The 19410-nt window shown below is 34.9% G+C and carries 19 protein-coding genes; 6 read left to right on the top strand and 13 right to left on the bottom strand.

The window, feature by feature from the left end; genetic code table 11:
• Positions 1-225: 225 nt before the first annotated feature.
• Entirely contained in the window at positions 226-1317 is a 1092-nt protein-coding gene (gene mnmA, locus B3P23_RS07705; RefSeq protein ID WP_094771649.1) for a tRNA 2-thiouridine(34) synthase MnmA, read from the top strand.
• Between the two features lie 73 nt (positions 1318-1390).
• Here mnmA and B3P23_RS07700 read toward each other — a convergent pair whose 3' ends face one another.
• The 3 genes from B3P23_RS07700 to B3P23_RS07690 form a co-directional block, all read right to left on the bottom strand.
• Complete coding sequence (locus B3P23_RS07700) at positions 1391-1831, bottom strand: nuclear transport factor 2 family protein (protein ID WP_045756037.1); 441 nt, start codon at positions 1829-1831, stop codon at positions 1391-1393.
• Between the two features lie 232 nt (positions 1832-2063).
• Entirely contained in the window at positions 2064-3371 is a 1308-nt protein-coding gene (locus B3P23_RS07695) for an ABC transporter permease (RefSeq protein ID WP_248754157.1), read from the bottom strand.
• Positions 3364-4305, bottom strand: coding sequence for an ABC transporter ATP-binding protein (locus B3P23_RS07690; RefSeq protein ID WP_293925295.1), 942 nt, complete (start codon positions 4303-4305; stop codon positions 3364-3366). Before B3P23_RS07690 ends, B3P23_RS07695 begins: the two co-directional genes overlap by 8 nt.
• Before the next feature lie 269 nt (positions 4306-4574).
• Here B3P23_RS07690 and yihA point away from each other — a divergent pair, with 269 nt between their 5' ends.
• The 3 genes from yihA to B3P23_RS07675 all read left to right on the top strand — a co-directional run bounded on the left by yihA (position 4575) and on the right by B3P23_RS07675 (position 7769).
• The gene (gene yihA, locus B3P23_RS07685; protein ID WP_084405355.1) at positions 4575-5282 is read left to right on the top strand and encodes a ribosome biogenesis GTP-binding protein YihA/YsxC; all 708 of its coding nucleotides are present in this window, start codon (positions 4575-4577) and stop codon (positions 5280-5282) included.
• Between the two features lie 3 nt (positions 5283-5285).
• Positions 5286-6134: a UbiA-like polyprenyltransferase gene (locus tag B3P23_RS07680; RefSeq protein ID WP_094771646.1), complete on the top strand. Its 849-nt coding sequence runs from the start codon at positions 5286-5288 to the stop codon at positions 6132-6134.
• Positions 6135-6305: 171 nt separating this feature from the next.
• The gene (locus tag B3P23_RS07675) at positions 6306-7769 is read left to right on the top strand and encodes an alanine/glycine:cation symporter family protein (protein WP_293925294.1); all 1464 of its coding nucleotides are present in this window, start codon (positions 6306-6308) and stop codon (positions 7767-7769) included.
• A gap of 125 nt (positions 7770-7894) precedes the next feature.
• On the opposite strand, the gene B3P23_RS07670 is transcribed toward B3P23_RS07675, so the two are convergent.
• A complete protein-coding gene (locus B3P23_RS07670; protein WP_045754406.1) occupies positions 7895-8656 on the bottom strand; it encodes a murein L,D-transpeptidase catalytic domain family protein in 762 nt (253 codons plus the stop codon).
• Between the two features lie 91 nt (positions 8657-8747).
• Complete coding sequence (locus tag B3P23_RS07665; protein WP_293925293.1) at positions 8748-9788, bottom strand: L,D-transpeptidase; 1041 nt, start codon at positions 9786-9788, stop codon at positions 8748-8750.
• 258 nt (positions 9789-10046) lie between these two features.
• Here B3P23_RS07665 and B3P23_RS07660 point away from each other — a divergent pair, with 258 nt between their 5' ends.
• The gene (locus B3P23_RS07660; RefSeq protein ID WP_045755563.1) at positions 10047-11093 is read left to right on the top strand and encodes an alpha/beta hydrolase; all 1047 of its coding nucleotides are present in this window, start codon (positions 10047-10049) and stop codon (positions 11091-11093) included.
• A 5-nt stretch (positions 11094-11098) separates the two neighbouring features.
• Here the strand turns inward: B3P23_RS07660 and B3P23_RS07655 are convergent, their stop codons facing one another.
• From B3P23_RS07655 to B3P23_RS07645, 3 genes are read right to left on the bottom strand one after another with little or no spacing between them, the layout of a single operon-like run.
• Positions 11099-12301: an oxygenase MpaB family protein gene (locus tag B3P23_RS07655; RefSeq protein WP_248754151.1), complete on the bottom strand. Its 1203-nt coding sequence runs from the start codon at positions 12299-12301 to the stop codon at positions 11099-11101.
• A gap of 6 nt (positions 12302-12307) precedes the next feature.
• On the bottom strand, positions 12308-12670 hold the full coding sequence (locus tag B3P23_RS07650) for a hypothetical protein (protein WP_045754409.1): 363 nt from the start codon (positions 12668-12670) through the stop codon (positions 12308-12310).
• Complete coding sequence (locus tag B3P23_RS07645) at positions 12652-13293, bottom strand: YgjP-like metallopeptidase domain-containing protein (protein WP_045754410.1); 642 nt, start codon at positions 13291-13293, stop codon at positions 12652-12654. Before B3P23_RS07645 ends, B3P23_RS07650 begins: the two co-directional genes overlap by 19 nt.
• 83 nt (positions 13294-13376) lie before the next feature.
• Between B3P23_RS07645 and B3P23_RS07640 the strand changes: the two genes are divergently transcribed.
• Positions 13377-15380, top strand: coding sequence for a M13 family metallopeptidase (locus B3P23_RS07640; protein WP_094771681.1), 2004 nt, complete (start codon positions 13377-13379; stop codon positions 15378-15380).
• Between the two features lie 76 nt (positions 15381-15456).
• Here B3P23_RS07640 and B3P23_RS07635 read toward each other — a convergent pair whose 3' ends face one another.
• From B3P23_RS07635 to B3P23_RS07615, 5 genes are all read right to left on the bottom strand, one after another.
• The gene (locus tag B3P23_RS07635; protein WP_045754412.1) at positions 15457-16431 is read right to left on the bottom strand and encodes a bifunctional riboflavin kinase/FAD synthetase; all 975 of its coding nucleotides are present in this window, start codon (positions 16429-16431) and stop codon (positions 15457-15459) included.
• Positions 16432-16474: 43 nt separating this feature from the next.
• Positions 16475-17212, bottom strand: coding sequence for a tRNA pseudouridine(55) synthase TruB (truB, locus tag B3P23_RS07630; RefSeq protein WP_248754148.1), 738 nt, complete (start codon positions 17210-17212; stop codon positions 16475-16477).
• A 167-nt stretch (positions 17213-17379) separates the two neighbouring features.
• On the bottom strand, positions 17380-18195 hold the full coding sequence (locus B3P23_RS07625) for an undecaprenyl-diphosphate phosphatase (protein WP_045754414.1): 816 nt from the start codon (positions 18193-18195) through the stop codon (positions 17380-17382).
• 14 nt (positions 18196-18209) lie between these two features.
• A complete protein-coding gene (locus B3P23_RS07620) occupies positions 18210-18440 on the bottom strand; it encodes a DUF3098 domain-containing protein (RefSeq protein ID WP_045754415.1) in 231 nt (76 codons plus the stop codon).
• A 2-nt stretch (positions 18441-18442) separates the two neighbouring features.
• The gene (locus B3P23_RS07615; RefSeq protein ID WP_045754416.1) at positions 18443-19321 is read right to left on the bottom strand and encodes a cell division protein FtsX; all 879 of its coding nucleotides are present in this window, start codon (positions 19319-19321) and stop codon (positions 18443-18445) included.
• Between the last annotated feature and the right edge of the window lie 89 nt (positions 19322-19410).

Below are 19410 nucleotides of genomic sequence, written 5' to 3'. Positions count from 1 at the left end.
TTTTCAGTCCTTTGCTCTACCAACTGAGCTATGGCACCATCATCTGCACTCACATTTAACTTTGAATGCGATGCAAATATACCCCGATAATTCGAATTCTAAAATTTTTCACCCATTTATTTCATGTATTTTTTTGAAAGACTTGATTTAGATACAGATAAAATTTACAAGAAATTAACACGTTAAAATTTGAAATAGCCTATCTTTGCATTTCAATAAAATAAAATGAGTAAAAGAGGAAGAGTATTAGTTGCTATGAGTGGGGGTGTTGACAGTTCGGTCGCGGCTGTCATGCTTCATGAACAGGGATATGAAGTCATAGGGATCACGATGAAGACTTGGGATTACGCAGCATCTGGTGGTTCGTCTAAGGAAACTGGATGTTGTAGCTTGGATAGTATCAACGATGCACGTTCATTGGCTGTCAATTATGGTTTTCCACATTATATATTGGATATTAGAGATGAGTTTGGCGATTTTGTTATTGATAACTTTGTAGAGGAATATATTGCCGGCCGTACGCCAAATCCTTGTGTATTGTGTAATACCCATATCAAATGGGAGGCGTTAATGAAGCGTGCTAACAAATTGGACTGTGAGTTTATTGCTACGGGACACTATGCCAATATTCGCCTTCACGATAATAACCGTTATGTGATTTCGAAAGGTAAAGATGAAAATAAAGATCAGTCATATGTACTTTGGGGAGTGGCACAAGAAAACTTGGCACGAACTCAATTTCCATTAGGATCATTTACGAAAAAGGAAATACGCCAGATGGCTTTAGATATGGGGCAGGTTGAGCTTGCTAATAAAGCGGAAAGCTATGAAATCTGTTTTGTACCGGATAATGACTACCGTGCTTTTTTAAGACATAAAGTGCCAACATTAGATCAACAAATTGGTCAAGGTAACTTTATCTTGACAGATGGTACAGTAGTAGGTCAGCATATCGGTTATCCTTACTTTACTATTGGGCAGCGTAAAGGTTTGGGAATTGCATTGGGCAAACCTATGTTTGTGGTCGAGATACTTCCAGAAAGTAATACCGTAGTTTTAGGTGAGGAGCATGAATTGGAAAAATCATTCGCTTATGTGCGCAACGTCAATTTGGTGAAATATGCTTCATTGGATCAACCAATGGAAGCAATTTCAAAAGTACGCTATAAAGATGCTGGAGCTTTATCAACGATCTCGCAAGAGGGAGATATGGTAAAGATTGACTTTGTCCATAATGTAAAAGGAATTGCTCCTGGACAATCTGCTGTTTTTTATGAAGGCAATGATTTGATTGGTGGTGGATTCTTAATGAAATAGAAAACTATAAATAAAATAATGAAAGGTCTTAAAATTTAGTTTTAAGACCTTTTTTCGTTGATATTGCTCGCTGCTATTTGTAAGACTCGATGATTTGATTTATTTTCCATTCTTGATTTTCGTTACATAAAGTTATACATTCAATTTTTGTAAATGTATCATATTTCATCTCTATTCTTGCTATGACACAGTTGTCATTCTTTTCAACAATACTGTAGTTCGTATTACAATTTTGAATAAGTCCCTTGTTTGATTTTAGGTAGGTAATCAGATCTGATTTATTATATGTTTTTGTTTTTGCATTTGAAGATTGTGTCCACTTAAAATCTTTGGAAAATAAATGTTGGATACCTTCGGTATTACCTTCCGTTGTGATCTGGATATAGCTATCAATAACAGTGATAGGATTTGTGTTTTTAATCTTTTTATCTTTTGCAAAACTATTAGTTGTCAAAGCTACGAGAGCTCCTATTAGTGCAAATACGATAAAGATCGAGTTGAATGAATTTTTCATGGTTTTTAGTTTTAGATTCTTGATTAAAGTTTTTCTTTTGTTAAATCAAAAATAGATACGTCAACTAAAAGTATGAACGGCAATCAGGTAAATGGTCTGGTAAACTCGGTAAAAGGGGGGGAGGCCTCGGTAAAGAGAAAAGACATATGAAAATACTCGGTAAATAGTTTTTTTTTAATAAAACAGTTCTTTTTTGACTGAAAAGAACTGTTTTATTATAGGCTAAAGTGTACTAATATTTCATCCACTTCATAATCTCTTTATAATTTGCTTTTTTACCATAAATCAGAATACCAACTCGGTATATTTTGGCTGCTAACCAAGTTACTAGCAAAAAAGTAAGAATCAAAATGATTAATGACACAGCGATCTGCCAAGTCGGCACTCCAAATGGTATACGCACCAACATGGCGATAGGGGAGGTGAAGGGTATGAAGCTTAACCATGTTGCTATAGGGCCATTAGGATCATTGATAATGACACCAAACGATAACACATAAGTTAGCAATAAAGGCATTGTGATGGGCATGGTGAATTGATTGGCTTCTGTCTCACTATCTACAGCTGAACCAACTGCGGCAAAGATAGCGCTATAGAGTAAGTAACCTGCAAGGAAGAACAGGAAGAAACAAATAATGATCTCTGTGACGTTAACTGAATCGAGATGTTGCAATATGCCGAAACCAAATCCAGAGCCTGTTGTTTGCTGCATATTCGCCATACTGCCTTGCTGCATTGCCGCCTGTTCTACAGCTTCTTTATTTAGCAGATTAGTAGCTAAAAAGATTAATCCACCTGTAAGTATAATCCAAAGTAGGAATTGGGTAAGTCCGACCATACCAATGCCGATGATTTTGCCCATCATCAACTGGAAAGGTTTGACCGATGAGATAATGACTTCGATGATACGGTTACTTTTTTCTTCAATGACACCCCGCATCACTTGAACGCCATAAAGAAATAGCGAAAGGTAAACTAATATTGCTAACCCTACACCGATACCCATAGCGATACCTGTGTTGCTGTTTTTCTCTTCCCCGTCTTCAGTCAATTCTTTGGCATTGACGTTTATATGCGGTTGTACAGAAACTAGTACTTGAGGGTCAATGCCCAGTTTTTTGTATTCCGTTAGTCGGATGATACCTTCGAGCTGGCGAGCGATGGAGTTTTGGATTGTAATATTTGCTTTATCAGCAGAAATGAGCTCAATGTCAGATTTCTGGTAGATGTTTTTTGGAATAACCAGAATGGAGCTGTTTTGCTCATCGTCTTTGATTTGTATTTTCAAATCTTTTAGCGAGCGGTCACTTACAGTGAACGTTATGTTGGGGTCACTTTTCAATTGGGAAGCAAAGTCACCATGTTGATCCAGAATGTAAACATGAGCATGGGCATCTTTGAAACTTTTCTTTGTCAAATAAAATATTCCACCGTATAAAGCGATGAAAAATAGGGGAACCAGAAATGTCATCAATAGGAATGATTTCTTTTTGACACGTGAAAAGTATTCGCGTTGGATAATGAGTAATATTTTATGCATGATCGATTTCTTTTTTAGAATTATTGGATAGGGTAACCTGCTCGATGAAAATGTCATTAATTGACGGAACGATCTCTAATACTTGATGGATCTCGGCTAATGGTAGGAGACTTTGTAATACTTCATTTATGCTAATGTCTTTGTTTATCTTGATTATTATATTTGTCTTGTTTTCAATTTGTTCTAAATATTTTAATTCGTATAGATTTTCTATATGGATTAATTTTTCATCAGCTAAAGACTGTAATTCTATTTTATAGGTTTGATTTTTATATTTGTTTTTAATGTCCTTAATGTTACCATCTAGTATTTTCTTCGAGCGGTTTATCAAAGCGATATGATCGCAAAGTTCTTCGACAGATTCCATACGATGTGTCGAAAAGATGATTGTAGCGCCTTTTTTGTTCAATTCGATGATTTCATCTTTGATTAGGTTAGCATTGACGGGGTCAAATCCAGAGAACGGTTCGTCCAAGATAATCAGATCAGGTTGATGAAGTACAGTGGCTATAAATTGTACTTTTTGTTGCATGCCTTTACTGAGATCTTCTACTCGTTTATCCCACCATGACAAAATGTCTAGTTTTTCAAACCAATAATTAATTCGATCAGTTGCTTCTTTCTTATTCAGACCTTTTAATTGAGCTAAGTAAAGCATTTGTTCACCTATTTTCATCTTCTTATAAAGTCCTCTTTCCTCAGGAAGATAGCCTATACGTCCAATATGTTTAGGCGCTAATGGCTCACCATCGAAAATAATTTCTCCAGAATCTGGACCAGTTATTTGATTGATGATTCTGATCAATGATGTTTTTCCTGCACCATTGGGACCTAAAAGTCCAAATATTTTTCCTCTTGGAATATTAAGAGATACATGATCCAAGGCTCTATGACTCGCATAGTCTTTTACGACATTTTTGATTTCTAAAAGCATGTTTTATTTTGGTTAATTCTTATGTGTTATATATTTTGTAACGGCTTTGTAGTATACTCTTGCTGTTTTTTTGATAGTTGATGATACTCATCCTATTTATCGATAATGTGTATCAGTTAGCTAATCAGTTACATGTGCTTTACATGAGTATTTTTAAAGTTAGTAAACAGTCCGCATGAAATGTTACACTTTTATTTACTTTATCGTTTTTATAAATTTGGATCTGAGTTGAATTTGTCAGAAGGAGAGTTTTATGCTACCTTTGCAAGATGCAAATTAAAAAAGCCGAATTCATCTGTAGTAATACACGAGTTGATAAATTGCCGGAAGGCAAACTACCAGAGTATGCTTTTATTGGTCGTTCCAATGTGGGTAAATCATCACTAATCAATGCTATGGTTGGTAAAAAAGGTTTAGCTAAAACGTCTCAAAAACCCGGTAAAACGCAACTTATAAACCATTTTATTATCAATGATGATTGGTTTTTAGTGGATTTGCCTGGTTATGGTTTTGCTAAGACTTCGAAAACTAATCGTGAAGCTTGGGAGAAATTTATTCGTCGTTATTTAACCCATCGCGATAATTTGCAATGTATTTTTGTTTTGATCGATAGCCGCCATGAACCACAGAAAATAGATCTTGAATTTTGTTATTGGTTAGGTGAGAAGGGATTGCCCTTTATGCTCGTATTTACCAAAGCAGATAAACAATCCCATGTGAAATCTGATGTGAATATGTCAAAATTTAGAAAAGCTTTGTCGGAATGGTTTGAAGAGATCCCCAAATGTTTCTTAACTTCTGCAGAAGTGAAATCAGGTTGTGATGCTATATTGGATACTATCGCTGATATCAATACGCGATTTGTTTTGCCTGAGGTGACTTCAGATATTGATCAAGATGGATATGATGATGGTGATGAGGATAAATACGGTGACGTCGATCTTGATAGATATCGTCATGCTGACGAAGAGGAATAGTTTATGAAGAAATATTTATCCTTAGTATTGTTTGCGCATAGTATTTTCGCATTGCCATTTGCCATTATTGGTTTTTTCTTAGCAATCCATACAACCAATCATACTTTTGATTGGAAGCTGTTATTACTTATGCTTATTTGTATGGTTACAGCAAGGAATGCAGCCATGGCGTTCAATCGTTACTTAGATAGGGATATTGATGCAATTAATCCTAGAACAGCAATGCGTGATATTCCAGCTGGTAGAATTTCTGCACATGGCGCACTACTATTTACCATCACGAACTGCTTGATTTTTGTAATTGCGACCTATTTTATCAATAGTTTGTGCTTTATGTTATCACCTATTGCTTTATTTGTTGTGCTGTTTTACTCTTATACTAAACGTGTTACTGCATTATGTCATTTGGTGCTTGGGTTAGGATTAGGTTTAGCTCCTGTCGGTGCTTATTTAGTAGTTACAGGACAATTTCATATTGTACCCGTACTTTATGGACTGGCAGTGTTGTGTTGGGTAAGTGGATTTGATATTATTTACGCATTACAAGATGAGGAATTTGACCGTCTAAATAAGTTGAACTCTATTCCTGTATTGCTAGGTACAAAAGGAGCTTTAAGGTTCTCTGAAATTTTACACATATGTTCATTTATATTCGTCCTACTACCGATATTGTATATGGAAGTAGGCTGGTTTTATTATATAGGTGTTGTCTTTTACGGATCTTTACTGATCTATCAACATCGAATTGTGAGTCCTACTGATTTGAGTCGTGTTGATCGTGCTTTTATGACAACAAATGGTATCGCATCGGTGATATTTGCTATTTTCTATTTGCTCGATATTGTTCTATAATTGATATGGTGTAGCGTTACACTGCATAGATCACTTAAAGCCAGATTAATTTTGATTAGTCTGGCTTTTTTTTATTTTCTGAAATGTTTTTTGCATCATCCTGAATAAAAATTTATATTTTCAGAACTTGAAATATGAATTAAACGCTAGTAATTAGCAAAACCTTAAATTATGACGGAAAATTATTTTGAAAATGTTGTGAAAATAGCCTCTGACCTTGTATGGAGTGATATTTTTATTTATTTATGCTTATTGACGGGTTTGTATTTCTCCATACGTACCGGATTTCTTCAACTGACCTATATCAAAGATATGTTGCGTTTGTTGTTTCAAAAGAAACAAACCGACGAAGGTATTTCTTCCTTCCAAGCTTTTGCACTGGCTATTTCAGGTCGTGTGGGTACCGGAAATATTATCGGAGTTGCTACAGCTATATATATGGGCGGTCCAGGTGCTATCTTTTGGATGTGGGCCATTGCATTTTTAGGTGCTGCGTCAGCGTTTGTTGAGTCTACCTTAGCGCAGGTATATAAACAGCAGGTCGGTGGTGAATTTAAAGGAGGTCCGGCTTATTATATCGAAAAATGTCTCGGTGTAAAATGGTATGCTGTTTTATTTGCTATTATAACAATTGCAAGTACTGGTTTTTTATTACCGGGTGTGCAGAGTAATGCCATTGCATCTTCCATGCACAACGCATTTGAGATACCTGTAGCATACACAGGCATAGGAGTAGTAATTTTACTTGCTGTTATCATTTTTGGTGGTGTACAGCGTATCGGACGTGTTGCTGAGCTTGTTGTGCCATTTATGGCAGGAGCTTATATATTAATGGCTTTAGTGATCATTGCTTTAAATTATACCCAGATATTCGATGTTTTTGGTTTAATCTTCAGCTCTGCTTTTAGTGTGAATGCTACATTTGGAGGAGTGGTCGGTATGGCCATAGCTTGGGGAGTTAAGAGAGGTATTTATTCCAATGAAGCTGGACAGGGCACTGCCCCACATGCTGCCGCAGCAGCAGAAGTGAGTCATCCAGCACAACAGGGATTGGTGCAAGCATTCTCAGTATATGTCGATACTCTATTTGTTTGTACAGCCACAGGGCTCATGATTTTATTTACCAATCAGTATAATGTGGGGCAATTCGATGGTGCTGGCCAACTGATGGGGTTTATTTCAGAACATATACCTGGAGTAAATTATACAGCTTTTACACAAGCAGCAGTATCGCACCATTTTCCTTTGATAGGTAATGGCTTTGTCGCAATAGCACTATTCTTCTTTGCATTTACTACAGTAATGGCCTATTACTATTATGCAGAAACTAATTTGTCCTATATCTTTTCAAATAAGGTAAATCCTACAATTACTTGGGTTTTACGACTGGTATTTTTAGGTGCGGTATATTATGGATCTGTAAAAACGGCTGAGATTGCTTGGGCAATTGGAGATATTGGGGTCGGTCTAATGGCTTATGTCAATTTGATTGCTATATTATTGATGAGCAAAACAGCATTAAAGGTTTGGAAAGACTATAAAATGAAACGAAATAGAGGGGAGTTGAATCCAAAATTTAGTGCAAGGGAATTGGGCATTAAAAACGCAGATTTTTGGGATCAGGAAAAATTATAGAAGAGATGTATCATCAATCATATATTAAGAATTAACGCATTTGAAGATGGAGTCAGTCTCTACATGCAACTTTACCTACGGTAATTAATAAAAAAGCTCTCAAGATTTACTTGAGAGCTTTTTTATTAATTTAACGTTCCAAATTGACGATCAGCCATATCTTTTTCGTAATGTGCCATGAGCGCATTGCGATGATTTAAGACTTTTGATTTTGCAAAGTACTCTTCATTGTCCGCGTATATAAATAACAGCGTACCATCTTTGATGGTGTTGATAATAGGTTTGCTTAATTCTCTGGGCAAGGCAGGACAGCCATAGCTGCGTCCTAATCGACCCAACGCACTTACGATACCTGTGTTTACATAATCTGCTCCATGCACCACTACAGCTCTTGATTTAGCCTTGTCATTGAACCCCTCTTCCAATCCATTTAGCACTAGAGAATATCCATTTTCACCTTGATAAGTATTCTCCGTTACATAAAAACCAAGTGAGCTTTGGTAAGATTCGGGAGTATTTGAGAAAGAAGTAGCGTAATTGCTTCCGCTATTTTTACCGTGCGAAACAAGGGAATGAAAAAGGACTTTTTCGTTCTTAATATCTAATACAACAAGTCTTTTTTCTGTTGATGCCAATGTAAAATCAATTATTGATAATATATCTTTGTTTTTAGCCGGTAGTAATTGATAACCTTCCATTGCTTCTGCGAATGCTTTATAGTTCACCACATCCTTCAGATTCATGCTTTGGTAGAGTGAATCTACCTTCGATAGTTCTTTTTTAATTTCAATTTGTTTTTTATGAATTTCTGGCGCTACTGTATTTTTTGATTCTGAGAATACTGCCGCATATAAACCCATAAATAAAATGAACACTAATTTCTCCATATCTTATCCTTAATTGTTTTTCAAATACAAATCTAAGAACTAAAGATAGTTAAAAAGTGTAAAAAATTGTTAATCAGTTTATTAATTATTGTTAATCAATAACTATCACCAATGTTTGAAAGTCTTTTGACCTTTTATAAACAAATTGTGCATGCGATGACGCATTTCTGACACACATATGTGAACGAGGAATGGTACCTAAAGTAGAGGTATATTCTGTTATTTTTCCATTAGGATTATTAACAGGAACCCCGTGTATATAAGCTCCGGCCGTAAAACGGCTTGCATATGGCGCATATCCTTCTATACTCTTTGTACCATCTTTAAAATAGAACATTTTAGATTTATGCTGTTGAAGCACAAATATACCCGTAGGTGTTTCTTGTGCATGGGGAGGCTTGTGACGGCCTGTTGTAGCAGGATTCATGCTGCGTACTACCCATCCTTTTTCTGTTTTATCCAGTGTACAAATATTTTGGTTTGTAACATCTACAACCGCTACTTGGTCAAATTTGACCGAATCTCCAATTGTTTTAACATATCTTTTTGGCACTTCCCAAGTTCCATTAAAAGATACACCCTCAACTTTTATACGTTTTAGGGTGTCACTACTTTGTAGCTTGACTAGCCATCCATCTTTACCATATATAGCAGGTAATTTTGTTTCCCCTATACGATATAATGGACTTGCTTGATAGCGCTCCGTTCCTAAAGAGTCGGCAACGCGCTTGTAAGAATCTCTTTTAAAATTAGGAATTGTTGGTGCCTCACCATTCGAGTTTTGATAATTTTGCAAAACTCCATAGATCGACTCTCCATCTTGAAAATTTTCAATAAAGGCTAATTTTTCTTTTATTTTATCCCATTGAAATTGCCGCACAGTATCTTTATATGGATAAGTATCTTCCAATGTATACTTTGTATATTGTAACTCTTTGGTGATCTTGATGTCTTCTGCGGTCTTTGGTTCAGCTTTCGCTATTTGCTCTGCTTTCTTTTTCGACGCTGCCAATGAATCTGCAGTAGTATCTTTTTGGGGACTATTTTTAGGTTGCCCATTTTGACAAGAAATAAATAGGAGACATATAAAAATAGTAAATTGTAATTTTTTTTCGATAGAGAAATACTTCATAAAACATGGCTGATTAAAACGATGACATATCAGAAAATCTTAACTTCTTAAAGGATAGTTTTTTCTGAATTATTTCTTTACCAAACATAGTGCCGAGATTTAGTATATAGCCACGATTTTGCAGCGAAATATAATTAAAGTATTGTAATTCATATTATTTACAATACTTTTATCATTAGCAAGATAAAACAATTAGGTGATGGTGACGTTCTATCAATAATTTCCACTATTTTTAGTTTAACTATATTTCAAAGATATATGAATTCAAACTTGCGCTATTTAATCATACTCATATTTTGTTCTTCTTGTGGTATTATCCACAATGTGCCTATTTCGCAGAAACCTAATTCATTCGTAAAACCAAATATCTCAAATTCATTTGTAGACCAGAATGGAAATTTTTATCCTGATAATTGGCGAAAATCTTATGGAAATCCTCCGCAGAATGGAAAAAGAGAAGCCTATTCATTGATGAAAATAGCGACAGACAGAGGAATTGTAGATGAGCTGAATGGATTTGAAGTTAAAAAACTAAAAGAACTCAAGGAGCATGTGAAATCAAAGAAACGTATTTTTATTTTTGTTCATGGATTTAATGCTACCAATCAAGAAGTAAATGAGAGTTATGGTTACATCCAAAAGCTGATTAAGATTAATGCTCAGGAAGACGAGATCATACGTTTTTACTGGGATGGATTGTCCATTACAAATCCTTTTGCAGGAGTCAAAGTTTGGTTTACGGCCACATCTTTCAGCCAAATGGCAGGTGAGTTTGGTTTACGAAGGGTGTTAAATGCGATATCTAATAAAGATATTTATATTATTTCACATAGTCGTGGAGCATCTGTAGTGCTCAGCGCGTTGAGTAAGCCATCTTTTAATGAGAAATTTATTAAAGAAATTAAGGAAGTTCATAATGTTGATGTAGAAAAAGCAAGTAGCTTATCAGAAAACCAAAATCGTATTACATGTATTATGTTAGCACCAGCAATTGGATTGATAGATTTTAAATCAAATGAAATGGGTAATGATTCTTTCTGTTCATTTAGTCCTCAAATTAAAAAAATTCATATTACCACGAATAATACCGACAAGATGCTCAAGAAATTTGTTGGATTTCTTGCGGATAAATTAACACCAACGGATTTAGGGTACAAAGATGATGTCTACAACGAATTGATCAAACATTATACTTGCATTGATAAAACTGATTTTTCAGGAATGGAAAGCCACGCTTTTAACCAGTATATTCGCAATCCTAAATTTAAAACCATGTTAAAAGCAAATGGAATTGCATTAAGGTAGACAAACTAGCTCTTTTTATTGTTTTCTCTTTTATTATAAGTCAGATAAATTCTTTTTACTTCTAATTGTTCGGATCTCCCTTTTGTAATCATCATATGTAGATGATTGTCCGTCATAAGCTTGCTATTTCGGATTTTATTTTTTAAGATGTTAAGATAGGCAATAGCGCCAAATCGCGATTTGTTTAAACCTAAAAGTTGACATGAATAATTACCTAAAAGGTAGTAGTTGTAATAAAGGTGAATTTCACGCATCATTTTACGTCCTAATGCTGATGTGGGGTAATATGCTGCTATTGGTTCCTGCTGTAGTGCATTTGCTAGCAGTTTAGAATCTGCATCGCCTTCTTTTTGTGTCATAGTCCAATAATAAAGTGCATGGATTGCTTCCTGCTCTGTGTCAGGCAATAATTCAAGAGGAATTCCTAATAAGTAACCAATATATTTCCAAAGGTGAAGTACAGCAGTGATGTCGTCAGGAAGGATTTGAAAATGCATACGTTGTAGACCTACCATAAAAACTAAAGAAAAGCCTAGGTTTGTTGCCAACATGTCCCACTGGTTGAGTGGAATGCCCCAGTCATCTTGCTTCCAATTCGTTTTACTCAAAATATTAATCCGAGAATAGGAATGGATCATTCTGGTTTCAATGATTTTCCGAAAACCGATCTGATCCTTTTTTAAGGATTGGTTTTGCATGATATCAACCCAGAATTCAACTGTATCAGCAAGTCTTTTGACTGCTCCTTTTTTTAAAGCGCCTGTATAAATTAATGGTTTATTGATGGCCGCAGATTCATAGCCACCCATAAGGCAATAATCGCGAAGTACAATTAATCCACTTAAACCTGACCGTTGGCAAACTTCTATACCTTTTTCTACCATGTTCCAATTGAGCCATGATGGTGAAGTGTCTATTTGTTTAAAAAAGGTATCTAGTGCATCTTTAAAGGGCATCAGAACACTTTTAGGATCTGTTAAATAATCTTTTATAAGTTGTTGACCTTTTACAAATCCCACTTGTAGATGCAGTTGGTTTACCAATTTGTCTGCAGACTCATCGTATGCGTACAGATAAGGAATAAGGTTTTTCGCATCATCTATGCTGGGTTTATGGTCTAACTTTTTTAATAGTTTTACTCCAGCTCCCTTTGTCCAATAATGTTGAAAAGAGGAAGTATTGACTTTGTACCGATTTGGTATTTCCATTTTATACTAATTTTCAATATTCCAGTTTACAAAATCTCCTATCGCATTTATAAAATTTGGCCGATAAGTAAAAGTGAAATCGATATAATCCGACTGACAAGAGCTGGTATCGCTGCAACAGAATTGACGATTTATACTGAAATTAATTCGGAACTTACCACGTGTCTTTTTTTCATCAATAGTGAATTTTTCGATAATCAGATCATCAATTTGCGGGGCACCATCTTTATCTGATAAATTGTCAAATACAACTTCCTGTAATTTTCTTCGGTCGTCAACTGTGATTTTATTGACTAATAATGTGAAATTATGATTGATTTCTACCCATTCTTTTTCAGACACCTTTATATTTAATTTGATTGTTGACATGTCTTTAATGTATAAGCAATTTGATCCTGAATCAATTGTTCTTCAGGAAAATAGTGTGTTCGTATTTTGGGGCTCAAATTCAAAAGTTCAGTAATTGCATTAAAAATGAGGTATTTCAGCTCAGAAATAGACAAACAAATAATAACGTTGCTAAAAGTGATACTATTTTGGTCTTGAATAGTGTATAAACGCTTTTGCATGGATCTAAGTTTGATCTCATTGATCAATATCTGCAGTTCTTCTTCCCAATAGCCAATGAGATCTGCCAGCTGCTGTAATATAAATTGTTTCCTCCATTTTTTTAACTGTTTTTGATACTCCTTCTTACGTTTACAATAAATGGAAATCGTTGTATTTTTTACAACGATATTAGGCATAGCGCTCCTCTCGATAATTTTAAGCAAATAGTTTTGCTGAAATAGTTGAATAGGCTCATCTATATAACTAATTTCTTCGTTAATAGCTGTAATCGTTTTTTTGTTTTTTATAAACTGTTCTAATGTATTGACATCAATATTCGCAGGAACAAAGATGGTATGAACACCCAACTTCGTTTCTAAACGAATATCCTTCGCATTTGTGGTAATGATTTTATAGTGTTTTCCAGCTATTTCAGTGATCATATGGAAATTAAATGTTTCTCCTTGTAAACATAATACTTACTTTTATTAAGTTTGTCATTAAATTAAAACAAAATAACGGTGATATGAAAAAACACACAGTACTTGCTGCTTTGATGATGTGTGGAGGGGTTCTCTTTGCACAGCAAAATCCAGCAATCAATCCAGCATTTATGGATAAGAGTGTCCGTCCACAGGATGATTTTTACAATTTTGTAAACGGTCAGTGGATGAAAACAGTGGAAATACCTTCAGATAAAGCAAGATGGGGATCTTTTGATGAACTTCGTGAAAATACGGATATCGCCACTTTAAAGATTTTAAAAGAATCCTTAAGTACTACATTTGAAAAAGGCTCTGATGGTCAAAAGATTGGTGATTTGTACCGTTCTTACATTGATTTTGACAAGCGTAATCAATTGGGGGTAACTCCAATAAAGCCTTTTTTAGATAAGATCGATGCTATAAAGGATTTTAAAGGACTATATAATTACTTAGTCGAAGTAACACCTATCGGTGGCAATCCTTTCTTTGGTGGTTATGTATATGCGCATTTGAAAAACAGTAATGTCAATACGGTTTATTTAGGTGCTGCCAGTTTAGGTCTTGGTCGTTCTTATTACCAAGTGGTAGACGCTAAAAATACCGAGACTTTAGGTGATTATTCTAATTTTATTTCGGCGCTTTATAGCAAAGTCGGTCAACGTTCTCGTGACTTAAAAGGTCCAAAAATTGTTGCATTTGAAAAAGAATTGGCTAAAAATCTAAAAACAGTAGAGCAGTCGCGTGATGCTGAAAAGCGTTATAATCCAGTTGCAGTTGCTGATTTAGGTAAGATGGTTAAGAATATTGATCTAGCGAAATATTTGAAAGATACAGGATTTAAGGCGGATACGGTTATTATTTCAGAATTGGGCTATTACCAAAATCTAGATAAGGTACTGAAACCTGAGAATTTGGATATGATCAAAGAGATGCTCAAATTTAATGTCATGAATGATGCTGCAGGATACCTAACTGCGGATTTGGATCAACTCAATTTTGATTTCTGGGGTAAAAAGCTAAAAGGTCAAAAAGAGCAGCGCGATCTGGAAAAAAGAGGTCTTGAATTTGTCAATAGCCTTGTGGGAGAGCTTTTGGGTAAGTTGTATGTAAAAGAAAATTTCCCGCCACAAGCAAAAGCACAGGCAGAAGAATTGGTCGATTATTTGATCAAATCTTTTCAGCAACACATCAAAGATCTAGCATGGATGTCTGCAGATACGAAAGTGAAAGCTTTAGAAAAATTGGCTAAATTCAAAGTGAAGATTGGCTATACGGATAAATGGAAGGATTACTCTACTTTAGCAGTTGGTACTTCTTTATTTGACAACATTTTAAATGAACGCAAATGGGCTTTTAAAGACAATTTAGATAAACAAGGTAAACCTGTTGATAAGACAGAGTGGGGTATGACTCCACAAACGGTAAATGCTTATTACAGTCCTTTATTTAACGAAATCGTATTCCCAGCAGCTATTTTACAACCGCCATTCTACGATTATAAAGCTGATGCAGCTGTTAATTTTGGTGGTATCGGTGCTGTGATTGGTCATGAGTTATCTCATGGTTTTGATGATCAAGGAGCTAAATATGATGGAAATGGTAATTTGAACAACTGGTGGACTGAAGAAGATAAAGCTAAGTTTGAAGCTTCGGCTGATGCGTTGGTCAAGCAATTTGAGGCGTACGAACCCGTACCAGGTGTTAAAGTAAATGGCCGTTTTACTTTAGGAGAAAACATTGGAGACTTAGGTGGATCATCTGTAGCTTTTGATGCATTGAAGATGTATTTGAAAGATAAAGGTAATCCAGGCTTGATCGATGGATATACACAAGAGCAACGTTTCTTTTTATCATGGGCGACAATCTGGAGAACGAAAACCACAGATGAGTTTGTTGTGAACCAAGTGAAGACAGATCCCCATTCGCCTGCACAATACCGTGCTTTTGCGCCCATCATCAATTTAGATGGTTTCCATGAAGCATTCGGTACTAAAGAAGGTGATAAATTATTTGTCCCTAAAAAGAATAGAATCGTGATTTGGTAATCTAGAATCAATTTTAAAATAGAAATGGGTCAACGCTAAAAAACGTTGACCCATTTCTATTTATTCTTGATCTTATTTAAAAAAGTAACGCTCTTATTTGTTTTTCATCCTCTTTAATTTGATCTTTCATTTCTTGTAGCGAATCAAATCTTTCATCATGACGAATAAAGTGTAAAAATTTCACACGCAATGTTTTACCATAAATATCTTCATTGAAGTCGAAAAGACTAATTTCAATACTCCTATTCATTCCATCTACCGTCGGACGTGTGCCTATGTATCCCATTCCTTTAGCAATGCTATATGGTTCTGTTTCGATGTATTCACCTGTGGTGATATTTTGAAGATGATCAAAAATATGAACTTCTACAGCATAGATACCATAGGCCGGAATCAATTTATGCTGTTCATGTACCTGCAGGTTGGCTGTAGGAAAACCTATTGTTCGTCCAATTTGATCACCACGTATTACCGTTCCTGTTAATTCAAAGGGATAACCCAAATACAGGTTTGCGGTGTTGATATCACCCGTAATCAAGGCGAGACGTATTCTGGTTGAGGATACGGCTACATCATTGATATCCTGCTCCGGGATCTGCTCTACGGAATAATCAAAAATATCAGCATACTGCTGCAAATCTTTTAAACTACCTTTTCTATCTTTTCCAAAGTGATGATCATATCCAATTACAATCTTTTTTGTACCTAATTTTCCGACTAATACATTGCTAATATATTCTTCAGGAGTTTGGTTTGAAAAATCACGAGAGAAAGGGGTAATGATTAAATGATCAATATCTAATTCAGAAAGTCTACTGACTTTCTCTTCGATATCATTAATAAGCCTTAAGCTATCATCGTCAGGATTGATAATTAGTCTTGGGTGAGGGTAAAAGGTTAATAAAACCGTTTCCCCATTAATTTTTTTAGCACATTCTTTTAAATGAGTTAATATTTTTTGATGACCGATATGGACGCCGTCAAATGTACCAATGGTAACAACTGCATTTTCCAATGCTTTAAAATCATCTAAACTTCTATAAATTTTCATTTAATGAAATATTTTCGATAAATTAATAGATAGAAATCAATTCCTAAGATTGATGTTCTTCGATATTAATTTCTTTATGAACTTTTATTTTTTGAATTAATTCTTCTAAGTTCCAAGCATTTTCAACCTGGTAATCGCCACTTTTAGTCCTTCTGAGTGAACTTAAATGAGCACCACTGTTGAGTACTTTTCCAAAATCAAATGCTAGTGAACGAATATAGGTTCCTTTACTGCACGAAACCCTGAAATGGATAACAGGCATTTCTATTTTTTCAATGATAAAGCTATTAATCGTTACTTTGCGGGTTTTTAATTCCACTGTTTCACCTCGACGAGCTTTTTCATATATACGCTCTCCGTTGATTTTAATAGCCGAATGCGCAGGAGGGTATTGGTCGATATCACCTTCAAAAGTTTTCGCAGCATCATATATCATTTGTTCCGAAATATGATTTGTAGGAAAAGTTTCATCGACTTCTGTTTCAAGATCGTAAGAAGGGGTTGTCCCACCTAACGTGATGGTTCCCATGTACTCTTTATCCTCTGCTTGGTAGCTATCTATTTTTTTTGTGAATTTACCAGTACAGACAATTAACAAACCCGTTGCTAATGGATCTAATGTACCTGCATGACCTACTTTTATTTTTAATGGCTTAATGGAGTTACGAATTTTCCCAACTACATCAAAGCTTGTCCAGGTCAGTGGCTTATCTATCAATAACATTTGTCCTTCGGCAAATGAAAACACTTTTTCTATTTGATCTTTTTCGTTATTTTCCATTCATTGATTCAATTGCACTAGATCATTGATTTTGTTTCCATTTGCTGAATCTCGTTAAAACAAGCATTTAACATAACAAAGTCAAGTTGATTTTGTATTTTTTTGCAAAGGTACTAATATTTATTTCTCGCACTAATATTTAAATAGTAAGTGTAGCGTCAAATGGTTTAGTTATTCCAGAAAAATACTAATAAAGCGATACCAATAATAATACGGTACCAACCCCAAAATTTAAATCCATATTTTGTTAATACGGTTATAAATGATTTAACCGCTATCATAGCAACGATAAAGGCAACGACGTTACCGACTATAAAAACAATGATATTTTCATTGCTGGCAAATATCATCTCATAGCCTTTCTGTGCATGTGCTGTTCCTTCTCCCCACGTTTTAACAAATACGGAGTAAACGGTTACGGCAAGCATAGTAGGAACTGCTAAAAAGAAAGAAAACTCCGCTGCAGCTCTTCGGTCTAATCCTTGAGTCAGTCCACCTATAATAGATGCAGCTGAACGAGATGTACCAGGCATCATGGCTAGACATTGCCAGAAACCGATAATTAATGCCTTCTTTATTGGAATTTCTTTTTCATCCAAGATCGTTGGATTCTTAAACCATTTGTCGACAAATAGCAAAACTACACCGCCAAGGACCAATACCGTAGAGATCGCGATCTGATTACCTAATACAGCTTCGATTTTGTCGTCCAATAGTTTTCCTAATACCAATGCCGGAATAACAGCAATAGCTAATTTATAATAAAGTTGGATATTTTTAATATCAAAAAATTTCTTCCAATAGAGAACTACAATGGAAAGGATGGCGCCAAATTGGATGGACACTTGAAACATTTTGAGGTATTCACTTTCCTGCATGCCCATCAAAGCTGCAGTAAAACCCATATGAGCTGTTGATGAAATTGGAAGATATTCAGTTAATCCTTCAACAATCGCTAGAAGGATAGCTTCAAATAAGGACATAGTCTAGTATTGTTTTATTTAGATTTTGGTTTGTAAAGAATGGCTACAAAGCCTAAAGCAAAACCAAGTACTATGACAATGGGAGCTAACGTGATTTTAGTGAAGCTATAGATATCTGTATTACCACTCATTAGGAAAAAACCAATGATTACAATAATAATACTGACAATAAATAATTGATAATTCAATTTTCCGAAAACAAAAGAACTTTTGTTTGTCGATTCAGATTTTTTGATTTGAGCCATTTTTAACTGTATAAATCGTTAGATTTTGCTTTTAAATATTTGGTAACGGCAAAGTATGTACTAAGGCCAGAAATTAGAATTCCAATTGCGATAACTACAATAAAAATAGCCGCAAACTCATACCAATTTCTTAAAAATACCAATTCAGGAATTTGCTGCTGTGCAAATTTTAATGTAAATATTAATAATAAGATTGCTATCAATGAACCTAACAAACCATGTATGATACCATAGGTAATAAATGGCTTACGTATAAAGTTTTTTGTAGCCCCAATTAGTTGCATACTTTTAATCAGGAATCTTTGTGAATAAATCGCTAAACGTATCGTGTTGTTGATCAGTGCTACTGCAATTACCAATAAAATTGCAGCAAATGCCAGTACAACAATACTGATGATGCGCACATTTTTATTGACCATATCAATAAGTGATTCTTGATAAACAACTTCTTTTATTCTGCTATTTCGCGATATTTTATCGATAAAAGTTTTGATACTGTCGGAGTTTGCATAATCTTCCTTCATATAAACATCGATAGAAGGAAGTAAAGGATTGTGGCCTAAGTATTGAACAAAATCTTCACCCAAATCTTCTTTCAACGATTTTGCGGCAAGTTCCTTGCTGATATATTCTGAGCGTAAAACATAATTATCCTTTTCTAGATCTTTTTGCAATGAAAGAACATCGCCTTCGTTAGTGCCATCGTTAACGATAACATTTAAAACAATGTTTTCTTTAACGTATTTGGATAAATTCTTTGCGTGCACAAGTAATAAACCTAATAATCCAGTCACTAAAAGGACCAGTGCTATACTGATAACAGTAGAGACGTAAACTGATTTTGTTTTTCTTTTTTGCGTGCTTGATTCGTATTCTGACATAATAAGCAATAAAAATTTATTTGCGAAAGTAATGATTTGAGGGGATTAATTCGAATTAATCTTGTAATAACTTTATTTCGAAACTGCAA

The sequence above is a fragment of the Sphingobacterium sp. UBA6320 genome, from assembly GCF_002440335.1.
In the GTDB taxonomy this organism is placed as follows: domain Bacteria; phylum Bacteroidota; class Bacteroidia; order Sphingobacteriales; family Sphingobacteriaceae; genus Sphingobacterium.
This window is presented reverse-complemented; position numbering and strand designations above follow the sequence as displayed.

Coding starts and splice junctions, on each gene's coding strand:
- mnmA (WP_094771649.1), top strand. CDS start 226: ATGAGTAAAAGAGGAAGAGTATTAGTTGCTATGAGTGGGGGTGTTGAC.
- B3P23_RS07700 (WP_045756037.1), bottom strand. CDS start 1,831: ATGAAAAATTCATTCAACTCGATCTTTATCGTATTTGCACTAATAGGA.
- B3P23_RS07695 (WP_248754157.1), bottom strand. CDS start 3,371: ATGCATAAAATATTACTCATTATCCAACGCGAATACTTTTCACGTGTC.
- B3P23_RS07690 (WP_293925295.1), bottom strand. CDS start 4,305: ATGCTTTTAGAAATCAAAAATGTCGTAAAAGACTATGCGAGTCATAGA.
- yihA (WP_084405355.1), top strand. CDS start 4,575: ATGCAAATTAAAAAAGCCGAATTCATCTGTAGTAATACACGAGTTGAT.
- B3P23_RS07680 (WP_094771646.1), top strand. CDS start 5,286: ATGAAGAAATATTTATCCTTAGTATTGTTTGCGCATAGTATTTTCGCA.
- B3P23_RS07675 (WP_293925294.1), top strand. CDS start 6,306: ATGACGGAAAATTATTTTGAAAATGTTGTGAAAATAGCCTCTGACCTT.
- B3P23_RS07670 (WP_045754406.1), bottom strand. CDS start 8,656: ATGGAGAAATTAGTGTTCATTTTATTTATGGGTTTATATGCGGCAGTA.
- B3P23_RS07665 (WP_293925293.1), bottom strand. CDS start 9,788: ATGAAGTATTTCTCTATCGAAAAAAAATTACAATTTACTATTTTTATA.
- B3P23_RS07660 (WP_045755563.1), top strand. CDS start 10,047: ATGAATTCAAACTTGCGCTATTTAATCATACTCATATTTTGTTCTTCT.
- B3P23_RS07655 (WP_248754151.1), bottom strand. CDS start 12,301: ATGGAAATACCAAATCGGTACAAAGTCAATACTTCCTCTTTTCAACAT.
- B3P23_RS07650 (WP_045754409.1), bottom strand. CDS start 12,670: ATGTCAACAATCAAATTAAATATAAAGGTGTCTGAAAAAGAATGGGTA.
- B3P23_RS07645 (WP_045754410.1), bottom strand. CDS start 13,293: ATGATCACTGAAATAGCTGGAAAACACTATAAAATCATTACCACAAAT.
- B3P23_RS07640 (WP_094771681.1), top strand. CDS start 13,377: ATGAAAAAACACACAGTACTTGCTGCTTTGATGATGTGTGGAGGGGTT.
- B3P23_RS07635 (WP_045754412.1), bottom strand. CDS start 16,431: ATGAAAATTTATAGAAGTTTAGATGATTTTAAAGCATTGGAAAATGCA.
- truB (WP_248754148.1), bottom strand. CDS start 17,212: ATGGAAAATAACGAAAAAGATCAAATAGAAAAAGTGTTTTCATTTGCC.
- B3P23_RS07625 (WP_045754414.1), bottom strand. CDS start 18,195: ATGTCCTTATTTGAAGCTATCCTTCTAGCGATTGTTGAAGGATTAACT.
- B3P23_RS07620 (WP_045754415.1), bottom strand. CDS start 18,440: ATGGCTCAAATCAAAAAATCTGAATCGACAAACAAAAGTTCTTTTGTT.
- B3P23_RS07615 (WP_045754416.1), bottom strand. CDS start 19,321: ATGTCAGAATACGAATCAAGCACGCAAAAAAGAAAAACAAAATCAGTT.